Source organism: Massilia sp. DD77 (assembly GCF_036961685.1).
Taxonomy (GTDB): Bacteria; Pseudomonadota; Gammaproteobacteria; order Burkholderiales; family Burkholderiaceae_D; genus Telluria.
The window spans coordinates 239,533-251,176 of the sequence record NZ_JBAMDH010000001.1; the positions used below are offsets into that span (position 1 = coordinate 239,533).

Sequence of the window (11,644 nt, forward strand, 5' to 3'; positions counted from 1 at the left end):
GTTTGCCAACCACGAAGTTCCTCGGGAGCGCGCTCCTTTGCGCGCTCCTGGGCCTTGCCCTGTCCCCCGATGCGCTGGCCCAGCGCCAGACCGAACGCAGCCGCCAGAAGCTGAGCGCGGAGAAGCAGCGCGCCGGTATCCAGCAGAAGCTGGCCGCGATCAAGCGCGAGATCAGCCGCACCGAGGACCAGAAGGAAGACGCCGCCGACACCCTGGCGGAGTCCGAGGCCGCCATTTCCGACGCCAACCGCGCCCTGCGCGACCTGGCGGGCGAACAGTCCGAGACCAATACGCGCCTGCAGGATATCGCGGCCGAACAGGAAAGGCTGGCCCAGACAATTGCTGTCCAAAAGAAACAGTTGTCCAGGATGCTGCGCGAGCACTACGTGGCCGGCAACGAAGACCGGATCAAGCTGCTGCTGAGCGGCGACAACCCGAACCGGATCGCGCGCGACATGCAGCTGATGGGCTATGTCTCGCAGGCCCAGGCACGCCTGCTGGGTTCGCTGCGCGACAACCTGGCCCAGGTCGAGGCCAACCGCGACAAGGTCGAGAACGCCCAGCAGGAGCTGGAAGAGATCGCCCAGGAGCAGCGCGACCAGAAGGCGCTGCTGGAAAAGGAAAAGGCGCGCCGCGCCGCGCTGCTGCAGACCCTGTCGAGCCGCCTGGCCGACCAGCGCAAGCAGGCCGACCGCCTGCAGCGCGACGAGCAGCGCATGAGCGGCCTGGTCGACCGCCTGACCCGCCTGATCCGCGAGCAGGCCGAGGCCGAGCGGCGCCGCCAGGCCGCGCTCGCCGCGGCGAAAGCCAAGGCGGAAGCCGAGGCCAGAGAGCGGGCCCTGGCGCGCGCCAAGGCCGCGGCCGAGAAGGCCGAGCGCGAACGCTTGGCGCGCGAAGAGGCCAGGAAGAACGGCACCAAGCCTGTCACCAGGCCAGAACCGGTGCCCGAACCGGAACCGCCGAAAGTGGCCGAGCAGCCGAAACCGACCGCGCCGCCGCCGCCCGAAGTCAGCCTGGCTCCGGCCGCGCCGGCCGGCGCCTTCGCCTCGCTGCGCGGACGCCTGGGCGCGCCGGTCAGTGGCGCCGTGGCGGCCCGCTTCGGCTCGCGCCGCGGCGACGGGCCGACCTGGAAGGGCATGTTCATCAAGGCCGCCGAAGGGGCCGAGGTGCGCGCCGTGGCCCAGGGCCGGGTCGTGTATTCGGACTGGATGCGGGGCTTCGGCAACCTGATCATCATCGACCACGGCGGCGAGTACCTGTCGATCTACGGAAACAACCAATCCCTCCTGAAACGCGCCGGCGACATGGTGCGTCCGGGCGAGGCCATCGCGAGCGCGGGCAATACCGGCGGTAACGAGGAATCGGGGCTATACTTTGAGCTCAGGCATCGCGGCAAGGCCTTCGACCCGGCAAGCTGGGTCAAATTCTAGGGGCAAACATGGGCAAGAAAGCGAAGAACTTCGGGCTGATCGGACTGGGCATGGTGGCCGGCGTGGCCGCGTCCTTCCAGTTCTCGGCCTACGCACAGAAGACCGGCGCGCCGCTGCCGCTCGACGAGCTGCGCCAGCTGGCCGACGTCTACGGCCTGATCAAGACCGACTACGTCGAACCGGTCGAGGACAAGAGGCTGCTGTCCGAAGCCATCGGCGGCATGGTCGCCTCGCTCGACCCGCATTCGGTCTACCTCGACCAGAAAGCCTTCCGCGAGATGCGCGAAAGCGTGCAGGGCAAGTTCGTCGGCGTGGGCGTGGAAATCGCCAGCGAAGACGGCTACATCAAGATCGTGTCCCCGATCGAGGATACCCCCGCGCACAAGGCCGGCATCAAGGCGGGCGACCTGATCACACGCATCGATAACGTCCCGGTGCGCAACATGTCGGTCGACGAAGCCATCAAGCGCATGCGCGGCAAGGTCGGCAGCAAGGTCACCCTCACCATCGCCCGCCCCGGCGAAGACCAGCCCTGGGTGGTGCCGGTCGCGCGCGAACAGATCAATGTCCAGAGCGTCAAGGCGAAACTGATCGAGCCTGGCTATGCCTGGCTGCGCGTGAGCCAGTTCCAGGAAAACACCCTGGACGAACTGGCCAAGAAATCCAAGGCCCTGTTCGCCGAAAACCCCGAGATCAAGGGCCTGGTGCTGGACCTGCGCAACGACCCCGGCGGCTTGCTGCCGGGCGCGATCGGCGTGTCGGCGGCCTTCCTGCCCAAGCCGGACCAGGTGATCGTCTCGACCAAGGGGCAATTGTCCGATTCGAACACGGCCTATTATGGCCGCCGTGAATTCTATGCCCAGCGCGGCGACCCGCTGGCCGGCCTGCCGGCGGCATTGAAGACGGTGCCGATGGTGGTGCTGGTCAACGGCGGCTCGGCCTCGGCCTCCGAGATCGTGGCCGGCGCCCTGCAGGACTACAAGCGCGCCATCGTGATGGGCAGCCAGACCTTCGGCAAGGGCTCGGTGCAGACCCTGCGCCAGCTCTCGGCCGATACGGCGATCAAGCTGACCACGGCGCGCTACTACACGCCGAAGGGCCGTCCGATCCAGGCCACCGGCATCGTGCCCGACATGCGGGTGCACGAGACGGCCGAAGGCGACATGCTGAATGCCTTGCGCGTGCGCGAGGCCGATTTGCAGCGCCACCTGGCGGGCGAGAACGAAAAGAAGGGCGCGCAAGCAACTGCCGCGAAGAACGAGAGCCTGGAACAGCAGAAGCGCGCCCTGGCCCTGCTGAAAGACCGCAAGCCGCTCGAGTTCGGCGGCAAGGACGACTTCCAGCTGGCGCAGGCGATCAACCACTTCAAGGGCTTGCCGGTGCAGCTGGCCAAGACCGAAGACAACCGCGACAAGCCGGCGCCGCAGCCGCTGCCGGGGGCGGAGCAGAAGCCGCCGGAACTCAAGGCGCCGCCCAAAAAATAATTAGCGCTGCGCGAAGGTATAACAACTTGGGTCCCCGCCTGCGCGGGGATGACGGTCTTGAGAGTAGTGGCCATAGGTAAAGTATCAATCGGCCCGCTTCTCCAGCACGTCATCCCCGCGCAGGCGGGGACCCAAGTTCGCATGAGGCACCCGTAACCCCAACAGCACCCCATGAACGACACCCAGCTCCTGCGCTACTCCCGCCACATCCTGCTCGACGAAATCGGCATCGAAGGCCAGGAAAAACTGCTGCAGGCCCACGCGGTCATCATCGGCGCCGGCGGCCTGGGTTCCCCCGCGGCGCTGTACCTTGCCTCCGGCGGCGTCGGCCGCATCACCCTGGTCGACGACGATGCGGTCGACCTCACCAACCTGCAGCGCCAGGTCATGCACACCAGCGCCCGCATCGGCCAGCCCAAGGCCGAGTCCGGCCGCGCAGCCCTGCTGGCCATCAACCCCGAGATCGAGGTGACCGCCCTGCGCGAACGGGCCGGTCCAGGACGCCTGCTGGAACTTGCCCGCTCCGCCACGGTCGTACTGGACTGCAGCGACAACTTCGCCACCCGCCATGCCGTCAACCGCGCCTGCGTGGCGGCGGGCGTGCCGCTGGTGTCGGGCGCCGTGATCCGTTTCGACGGCCAGCTGTCGGTGTTCGACCCGCGCCGCCCGGGCGCGCCCTGCTACGCCTGCCTGTTCCCCGAGGACAGCCGCTACGAGGACGTGGCCTGCAGCACCATGGGCGTGTTCGCGCCCCTGGTCGGCGTGGTCGGCGCCATGCAGGCGGCCGAGGCCATGAAGCTCGTGGCGGGCATCGGCCAGCCGCTGGCCGGGCGCCTGCTGCTGCTCGACGGCCGGGGCATGGAATGGACCAGCATCGGGGTCGCGCATGATCCGAATTGCCCAGTCTGTTCGACTCATGCCTGAGCGCACGATTTAGCGATACAGTGCCCGGCCGGCTGCCTTACAATTGCAGCCTTGTTTGCTATTCTGGGAACAGTAAGTCCGTCCTAAGCGAATTTGTCATGTTTCGGGCTTATACTGGTCTGCTTCTAACGATTCACTGCCAAGCTCATTTACCTACACGTTATGCACATTGACATGCAACGCAAGCAGCGCCGCGGCCTCCAGCGTGGCTTTACCCTGGTCGAGATCATGGTCGTCGTGGTCATCATCGGCATCCTCGGCGCCCTGGTCGTGCCCAAGCTGCTGGGCCGCACCGGCGAATCGCGCGTGACCGCCGCCAAGGTCGACATCGCCACCATGATGCAGGCCCTCAAGCTCTACAAGCTGGACAACCAGCGCTATCCGACCACCGAGCAGGGCCTGAACGCCTTGATCACCAAGCCGACTTCGGGCCCGGCCGCCAACGGCTGGAAGTCCGGCGGCTACATCGAGAAGCTGCCGAAGGATCCGTGGGGCAATGCCTACCAATACCTGTCGCCGGGCATCCACGGCGAAATCGACGTGTTCTCGCTGGGCGCGGACGGCCAGCCGGGCGGCACCGGCGAGGATGCCGACGTCGGATCCTGGGAATAAATCTTTCCCATGCCGGCCCAGCGACCGCGCCAGGATCACGGCGCTCCGTCCCGGACCCCGGCGCGCGGCTTCACCCTGGTGGAGCTGCTGGTGGTGCTGGTCATCATCGGCATCACCCTGGGCCTGGCCTCGCTGAAGGCCATGCCGAGTCCGCGCCAGGACCTGCAGGAGGAAGCCCAGCGCCTCGCCCTGCTGCTCCAGCTGGCGCGTGACGAAGCCATCGTGCGCAACCGCCTGGTGGCCTTCGAGGCCAATGGCGAACGCTACCGCTTCATGGTGCGCAACGACACCGGCTGGGAACCCGTCACCAAGGACGACCTGCTGCGCGAACGCAGCTTCAAGAACGCTCCCCTGCAGCTGGTGCTCGAACCGGCCGGCGCCAGCGGCAACAACGACGTGCTGCGCATTACCTTCGGGCGCGAGCCGGTCGACAAGCCCTTCCTGCTGACCATGGCGACCGGCGAGAACCGGGTCGCGATCCGCGCCGACGGCGTCGGCCACTTCACCGTCGAATGAGCATGCGGCCACGACTTCCCCGAGGGTTCACCCTGCTCGAAGTGCTGGTGGCGCTGGTCATCGTCGGCACCGCGCTGACGGCCGGCCTGCGCGCCGTCGGCAGCCTGACCGCCAACAGCTCGGACCTGCGCGCCTCGATGATGGCGACCTGGTCGGCCGAGAACCGCCTGGTGCAGATCCGCATCGGGCGCGAATTCCCCGAGATCGGCCGGCGCAGCTTTCCCTGCCCGCAAGGCGACTTGAACCTCATCTGCGAAGAAGAAGTGTTCACCAGTCCCAACCCGCTCTTGCGCCGCATCGAAGTCTCGGTGTTCGACGCCGACAATCCGGGCCGCCGCATTGTCAAACTGGTCCAACTGGTCCTGAGGCCGTCTCCGCTATGAACCGCTCGATGAACCGGGACGCTCGGGCCGGTTTCACCCTGGTCGAACTGCTGGTGGCCATCTCGATCCTGGCCATCGTGGCCGTGCTCGGCTGGCGCGGCCTGGACGGCATCGTGCGCGGACGCATCATCCTGACCGAGCAGATGGAAACCACGCGCGGCATGCAGCTCGCGTTCGCCCAGATGCAGAGCGATTGCGAGCACCTGGCCGGCAGCGACGTGCTGGGCCGCCGCCCTTACCTGCAATGGGATGCCGACCGCCTGACCCTGGTGCGCAAGGTCTTCGTCGAGAACGAAGCCTCGCGCCTGCAGGTCGTGTCCTACCGTATCGCCGGCGGCCAGCTGCTGCGCCGTGAGTCGCCCGGCACGCGCGACCTGGTCCAGCTCGAACAGCTGTGGGAGTCGATCTCCTCGGATGCGCCGGCCCAGAACTCGCCGCCGGTGGCGCTGCAGACCGGCGTGCTGGGCATGCAGATCCAGGCCTGGCAGAACAATGCCTGGCGCACCGACCCCGCCCGGATCGTCGGCAATCCGCTGCAGCAGCAAGGGCAGCCGCCGCTGATCCAGCCGAACGCCGGCGGCACCAGCGAGCCCACCGGGATACTGGTCGCGCTCACCGTGCGCAACCTGGCCGCGCCCATGCTCAAGTCCTTCCTGCTGGGAGGCACCTGATGCGCCTTTCCCATCCAAAACGCCAGCGCGGCGTGGCGGTCGTCACCGCGCTCCTGCTGACCACCCTGGCCGTGTCGATCGTGGCCAGCCTGTTCTGGCAGCAGCAGGTCCAGGTGCGCTCGATGGAAAACCAGCGCCTGCAACTGCAGACCAAGTGGATCCTGCGCGGCGCCCTCGACTGGTCGAGCGTCGTACTGCGCCAGAGTAACTATACGGGGCCCTACACCTCGCTCGACCAGGTCTGGGCCACGCCCCTGGCCGAGACCCGTCTCGACCAGTACATCGAGCGCGAGCGGATCGAGGGCGAAAATTTCGACGCCTCCCTCTCGGGTAACATTATCGATGCCACGTCGCGTTACAATCTGACCAACCTGGCCAAGGACAAGATCGTCAGCAAGGAGCAGCAGTTCATCTTCAACCGCCTGCTGACCAACCTGCGCATCGACGGCCGGCTGGCCGAGCGCGCGGCGCAGCTGGTCGCGGCGGGACAGTCGGTGCCGGTGCTGCCCGAGGAACCGGGCCAGGAGCAGGGCGGAACGACGAAAGCGGCGCCCGTGCAGAGCCCGATCCCCGGCACGCCGATGCCGGTGCTGCGGGTCGACGACCTGATGGTCCTGCCCGGCTTCACGCCGGAGGTGATGCAGAAGCTGCGTCCCTTCCTGACGGTGTTGCCGCAACAGACGCAGGTGAACGTGAACACGGCCCCGGCCGAGGTGCTGGCGGCGGTGCTGCCGGGTTATTCGCTGTCCGAAGCCAACGTGCTGGTCGAGAAGCGCAAGCGCGCGCCCTGGCGCGACATCGTGCAATTCCAGAGCGAGCTGAAGGCAGGGAGCCAGCCGGAGGACGCGATTAGTGTGCAAAGTAATTATTTCCTGGTGCAGAGCCGTATCCGGCTCGACCGGGCGGCATTGAACGCCGAGTCCTTGATCAGCCGCGAGGGGATCATCGGCGGAGGCACCAAGGTGGTCTGGACCCGCCAAAACTAGAAGAAAGCGAGACAGTTTGACTACTCTTTATATACGGCACCCGTCCCGGGCGGAAGGCGAGGGCGCGCTGTGCCGGTTCGCATTGGTGGCCGACAGCGGCGCCATCGAACAGCAGGGCGAAGGGCCGCTGCGCAACCTGGGCGACGTGGTCGCGGCCAGCCGCCGCGTGGTGCTGGTGCTGGCCGGCGCCGACGTCACCGTGCTCCCGGTCGAGGCCCCGCCGCTGACCGGCGCCCGCCTGCGCGCGGCGCTCCCGGCCCTGGTCGAAGAACACATCCTGGGCGATCCGCTCGACTGCGTGCTGGTCGCCGGTCCGCCGCTGGCCGACGGCCGCCGCCCGGTGGCGGTGGTCCAGCGCGACTGGTTCGAACCGCTGGTCAAGACCCTGCTGGCGCAGGGCGCACGCGCCGTGTCCGCGCTGCCCGCGCCGCTCTGCCTGCCGCTGCAGCCGGGCAGCGTCAGCGCCGCCATCGGCAACGGCGAACTGATCCTGCGCCAGAGCCAGTACGAAGGCCTGGGCCTGGCCATGGACGGCAATCCCGCCGCCACCCTGCAGACGGCGCGCGCGCTGTCGGGCGACGCCCCGCTGGTGCTCTACGTGCCCCACGATCAATTGGGCGAGTACCAGGCGCTGCTGGCCGAGGCCGGCCCCGGCATCAGCCTCGAGAGCGAGGAATGGGCGCACTGGATCGCGGGATCGAAGAGCAGCACGATGGACCTGGTGCCGGGCCTGGGCGCGGCCGGCGTGGCCCAGCGCGACTGGAGCCGCTGGCGCTGGCCGATCCGCCTGGCACTGCTGGCGGTGCTGGTCAACATCATCGGCCTGAACGTCGAATGGCTGCGCCTCAAGGGCGAAGCCGACGCGGTGCGCGCCCAGATCAACCAGACCTTCCGCTCGGTCTACCCGAACACGCCGGCGATCGACCCGGTGGCCCAGATGCGCCAGAACATCGCGCGCGCCAAGGCCGGCAGCGGCCAGATCGCCCCGGACGAATTCCACTGGCTGGCCGGCGCCGTGGGCGAAGCGACCCGCACGCTCGCGCGCCAGCCCGGCATTGCGTCAATCGAGTTCCGCGAACGCGCGCTCACCGTGCGCGTCAAACCGGACACCATCGACCCATCGGTGACCGCGCAAATGAAAACCGCGCTGTCGGCACGCAACCTGAGCCTGGAGGAATCGGCCCCGGCCACCTGGATCATCCGCAGCACGGGAGTCACGCCATGAGTATCGCCGCCCAGATCGTCGCATTGCGCGAGCGCGCGCTCGCCTACTGGCTCGCCCGCACCGACCAGGAGCGCAAGTTTCTCGCCATCGGTGCAGGCGTGGCCGTGCTGGCCCTGGTCTACCTGCTGTTCATCGACCCGGCCCTGACCGGGCGCGAGCAGCTGCGCCGTTCGCTGCCCGAGCAGCGCCAGCAGGCGGCCCAGATGCAGGCCCTGGCCGCCGAGGCCCAGTCCCTGAGCGCCCAGCCGGCGGTGCCGGTGACCCCGATGACGCGCGAAGGCCTGACGGCCAGCCTGGCCACGCGCGGCCTTACCGCGGCCTCGCTCACCCTCACCGGCGAATACGCCAAGGCCCAGTTCGACGGCGTGTCCTACGCCAACCTGATGGCCTGGCTCGACGCCCAGCGGCGCGAGAACCGGGTGCTGGTGCAGGACGGCGTGTTCACCGCCAAGGAAGCCCTGGGACAGGTCGACGCCACCCTGACCTTGCGCCAGGGCAGCGCGCCCGCTCCATGAGGCGCACGCTTGCCTGGGGTGCGCTGGTGCTGCTGGCGGTGCTGGCCACGATTCTCGTGTTCCTGCCCGCCGCCTGGCTCGGTCCCATGGTCGAAAAACAGACGGGCGGTCGTTTGACTCTGGGGGATGCGCAGGGTACGCTGTGGCGCGGCTCGGCCTTCGTGGGCGGGGCGCCGGGCCAGGGCGGAGCGGTGACGCCGCTGCTGCCGGGACGCTTTGCCTGGAAGCTGTCGCCCCTGGTGCTGTTCGGCCACGTCAGCATGGAACTGGAGAACCCGCAAGCCCTGAGCCAGCCGGTACGGCTCGAAGGCAGCTGGTCGCAGTGGCAGGTCAGTCCCGGCGAACTGCTGCTGCCGGCCGACGGCCTGGCCGGCCTCGGCGCGCCACTGAACACGCTGGCCTTGAGCGGCGCGATCAAGCTCACCTGGAACAAGCTCGACCTGCTGCGCCAGGAAAACATGATGAAGGTCCAGGGCCGCACGGTGCTGTCGCTGGCCGACATGGGCTCGCGCATGTCGCCCGTCAAGCCGCTCGGCAGCTACGAAATGGCGATGGACTGGCGCGGTCCGCAAGCGGATTTGAACCTGCGCACCGTACGCGGCGCTTTGCTGCTGACGGGCTCGGGAATGTTGCAAAATGGACGTCTGCGCTTTTCCGGGCAGGCCTCGGCCGCCGACGGCTACGAAGAGACGCTGGGGAATATGTTGAACCTGCTGGGCCAGCGCCGCATGGTGAACGGCAAAAACGTAATCGCACTCGAGTTCAGATAATGAAAACAACTACCCGTACCACCTTCGCCATCCCGGCCCTGCGCCGCCTTGCCGCCGGCGCCATGCTGTGCTGCTTCGCCGCGACCACGGCCGTGCCGCTGCCGGTTCTGGCTCAGGAGGGCGCGAATGCCGCCGCCTTGAGCTTCGTCAATGCCGACATCGAGTCGGTGATCAAGGCGATCGGCCACTACACCGGCATGACCTTCATCGTCGACCCCCGGGTCAAGGGCACGATCACCCTGCAATCCGAGAAGTCGCTCAGCAAGACCCAGGCCTTCGGCTTGCTCACCTCGGCTCTGCGCCTGCAGGGCTTCGCGGTGGTCACCAGCGGCGATGGCTACGCCAAGGTGGTGCCGGAAGCGGAAGCCAAGCTGCAGTCCTCGCCGACCCAGGTGGGCGGGGTGCGCGCCAGCCGCGCCACCGGCGACCAGATCGCGACCCAGGTGTTCTACTTGAACTACGAATCGGCCGCCAACCTCACGGCCGTGCTGCGCCCGCTGATTTCGCCGAACAACTCGATCATGGCGAACCCCGGCAACAATACCCTGGTCGTCACCGACTACGCCGACAACCTGCGCCGCCTGGCCAAGATCATCGCCGCGCTCGACGCGCCGGTGGCGGCCGACCTCGACGTGATCCCGATCCGCAACGCCATCGCCAGCGACGTCGCCACCCTGGTCACCCGCCTGATGGAACCGGCCGCCGGCGGCGACTCCGGCCGCGTGACCGTGCTGGCCGACCCGCGCACCAACTCGGTGGTGATCCGCGCACCGTCGCAGGCGCGCGCCAACCTGGCCAAGAGCCTGATCGCGCGCCTCGACCAGGCCACCACCAGCCAGGGCAACATCCACGTCGTCTACCTCAAGAACGCCGACGCCAGCCGCGTGGCCCAGACCCTGCGCGCCGTGGTCTCGCAGGACGCCTCGGCGGTGCCGCAGCAGCAGCAGGGCACCTCGGGCGGCTCGATCCAGGCCGGCAGCCAGGGCGGCGCCGGCGGACTGGGCGGCCAGCAAGGCGCGCAGAGCCAGCAGACCGTGAGCGCGGTCGGCGGCGGCGGCAGCTACGGCCAGCAGGGCCAGCTTGGCGGCGGTGGCGCCGCCGGCGGGGGAACCGGCTCGGGCTTCATCCAGGCCGATATCTCGACCAACAGCCTGATCATCACCGCGCCGGACGCGGTCTACCGTAACCTGCGCTCGGTCATCGACCAGCTCGACGTGCGCCGCGCCCAGGTCTACATCGAGGCCCTGGTGGTCGAGGTGAACTCGAACAAGGCTTCCGAGTTCGGCGTGCAGTGGGTCGGCGCTTCGGGCGACAGCGACAGCAAATACCGCGTCGGCGGCCTGCAGTCCTTCACCGGCGGCAACCAGACCAACAACATCGTCAACCTGGCCGCGGCGGCCAGCCAGGGCTTCTCCGGCACCTCGATCCCGACCCTGCCGGGCGGCCTGTCGGTCGGCCTGTTCCGCCAGGTGGGCGGCCAGCTCGGTCTGGGCGCCGTGGCGCGCGCCCTTGAAAGCGACGGCAACGCCAACATCTTGTCCACACCGAACATGATCACGCTGGACAACGAACTGGCGTCGATCAAGGTCGGCCAGAACGTGCCGATCATTACCGGCTCGTACGCGACCAACACCACCACCGGCGGCGGCAATCCGTTCCAGACCGTCGACCGCAAGGACGTGGGCCTGCTGCTCAAGGTCCGTCCGCAGATTTCGGAAGGCGGCACGATCAAGATGGCCATCTACCACGAGAACTCGAGCGTGGACAATTCGACCCGCAACCTGGCGTCGGGCCTGACCACCAACGTGCGCGCGATCGAAAGCAACGTGCTGGCCGACGACGGCCAGATCATCGTGCTCGGCGGCCTGATCGAGGACACCGAGGGCGACGGCGAGGAAAAAGTACGCGGCCTGGGCGACATCCCGGTGCTGGGCAACCTGTTCAAGTACCGCACCCGCACCCGCGTGAAGACCAACCTGATGGTCTTCCTGCGCCCGGTCGTGGTGCGCAGCAAGGAATCCTCGAACTCGCTCGCGATGGACCGCTACGAATACATGCGCGCCGCCGGCGCGATCGGCCAGCCGGAAAGCTCGCCGCTGCTGCGCGAACTGGGCGCGCCGGTGCTGCC

General features: G+C 68.1%; 12 protein-coding genes. All 12 read left to right on the plus strand.

Annotation, left to right across the window (positions count from 1 at the left end; genetic code table 11):
• Positions 1-2 precede the first annotated feature (2 nt).
• Positions 3-1,430, plus strand: a complete 1,428-nt coding sequence (locus tag V7778_RS01105) for a murein hydrolase activator EnvC family protein (RefSeq protein ID WP_335551514.1) — start codon at positions 3-5, stop codon at positions 1,428-1,430.
• A gap of 8 nt (positions 1,431-1,438) precedes the next feature.
• A complete protein-coding gene (locus tag V7778_RS01110; RefSeq protein ID WP_335551515.1) occupies positions 1,439-2,914 on the plus strand; it encodes a S41 family peptidase in 1,476 nt (491 codons plus the stop codon).
• Positions 2,915-3,085: 171 nt separating this feature from the next.
• Complete coding sequence (locus V7778_RS01115) at positions 3,086-3,838, plus strand: HesA/MoeB/ThiF family protein (protein WP_335551516.1); 753 nt, start codon at positions 3,086-3,088, stop codon at positions 3,836-3,838.
• 174 nt (positions 3,839-4,012) lie between these two features.
• Entirely contained in the window at positions 4,013-4,450 is a 438-nt protein-coding gene (gene gspG / locus V7778_RS01120; RefSeq protein WP_211522244.1) for a type II secretion system major pseudopilin GspG, read from the plus strand.
• Positions 4,451-4,459: 9 nt separating this feature from the next.
• Positions 4,460-4,966: a type II secretion system minor pseudopilin GspH gene (gspH, locus tag V7778_RS01125; protein WP_335551517.1), complete on the plus strand. Its 507-nt coding sequence runs from the start codon at positions 4,460-4,462 to the stop codon at positions 4,964-4,966.
• Positions 4,967-4,968: 2 nt separating this feature from the next.
• Positions 4,969-5,349: a type II secretion system minor pseudopilin GspI gene (gene gspI, locus V7778_RS01130; protein ID WP_442920676.1), complete on the plus strand. Its 381-nt coding sequence runs from the start codon at positions 4,969-4,971 to the stop codon at positions 5,347-5,349.
• Between the two features lie 8 nt (positions 5,350-5,357).
• Entirely contained in the window at positions 5,358-6,020 is a 663-nt protein-coding gene (locus V7778_RS01135) for a PulJ/GspJ family protein (RefSeq protein WP_335551519.1), read from the plus strand.
• On the plus strand, positions 6,020-7,006 hold the full coding sequence (gene gspK, locus V7778_RS01140; RefSeq protein ID WP_335551520.1) for a type II secretion system minor pseudopilin GspK: 987 nt from the start codon (positions 6,020-6,022) through the stop codon (positions 7,004-7,006). The genes V7778_RS01135 and gspK overlap by 1 nt, the downstream gene beginning before the upstream one ends.
• Positions 7,007-7,022: 16 nt before the next feature.
• The gene (gene gspL / locus V7778_RS01145) at positions 7,023-8,231 is read left to right on the plus strand and encodes a type II secretion system protein GspL (RefSeq protein ID WP_335551521.1); all 1,209 of its coding nucleotides are present in this window, start codon (positions 7,023-7,025) and stop codon (positions 8,229-8,231) included.
• Positions 8,228-8,746: a type II secretion system protein GspM gene (gene gspM / locus V7778_RS01150; protein WP_335551522.1), complete on the plus strand. Its 519-nt coding sequence runs from the start codon at positions 8,228-8,230 to the stop codon at positions 8,744-8,746. The genes gspL and gspM overlap by 4 nt, the downstream gene beginning before the upstream one ends.
• Complete coding sequence (gene gspN, locus V7778_RS01155; protein ID WP_335551523.1) at positions 8,743-9,516, plus strand: type II secretion system protein N; 774 nt, start codon at positions 8,743-8,745, stop codon at positions 9,514-9,516. Before gspM ends, gspN begins: the two co-directional genes overlap by 4 nt.
• A partial coding sequence (gene gspD / locus V7778_RS01160; RefSeq protein ID WP_335551524.1) for a type II secretion system secretin GspD occupies positions 9,516-11,644 on the plus strand: 2,129 nt, incomplete at its 3' end. The genes gspN and gspD, both read left to right, overlap by 1 nt.

Coding starts and splice junctions, on each gene's coding strand:
- V7778_RS01115 (WP_335551516.1), top strand. CDS start 3,086: ATGAACGACACCCAGCTCCTGCGCTACTCCCGCCACATCCTGCTCGAC.
- gspN (WP_335551523.1), top strand. CDS start 8,743: ATGAGGCGCACGCTTGCCTGGGGTGCGCTGGTGCTGCTGGCGGTGCTG.
- V7778_RS01135 (WP_335551519.1), top strand. CDS start 5,358: ATGAACCGGGACGCTCGGGCCGGTTTCACCCTGGTCGAACTGCTGGTG.
- gspH (WP_335551517.1), top strand. CDS start 4,460: ATGCCGGCCCAGCGACCGCGCCAGGATCACGGCGCTCCGTCCCGGACC.
- gspG (WP_211522244.1), top strand. CDS start 4,013: ATGCAACGCAAGCAGCGCCGCGGCCTCCAGCGTGGCTTTACCCTGGTC.
- V7778_RS01110 (WP_335551515.1), top strand. CDS start 1,439: ATGGGCAAGAAAGCGAAGAACTTCGGGCTGATCGGACTGGGCATGGTG.
- gspM (WP_335551522.1), top strand. CDS start 8,228: ATGAGTATCGCCGCCCAGATCGTCGCATTGCGCGAGCGCGCGCTCGCC.
- gspI (WP_442920676.1), top strand. CDS start 4,969: ATGCGGCCACGACTTCCCCGAGGGTTCACCCTGCTCGAAGTGCTGGTG.
- gspK (WP_335551520.1), top strand. CDS start 6,020: ATGCGCCTTTCCCATCCAAAACGCCAGCGCGGCGTGGCGGTCGTCACC.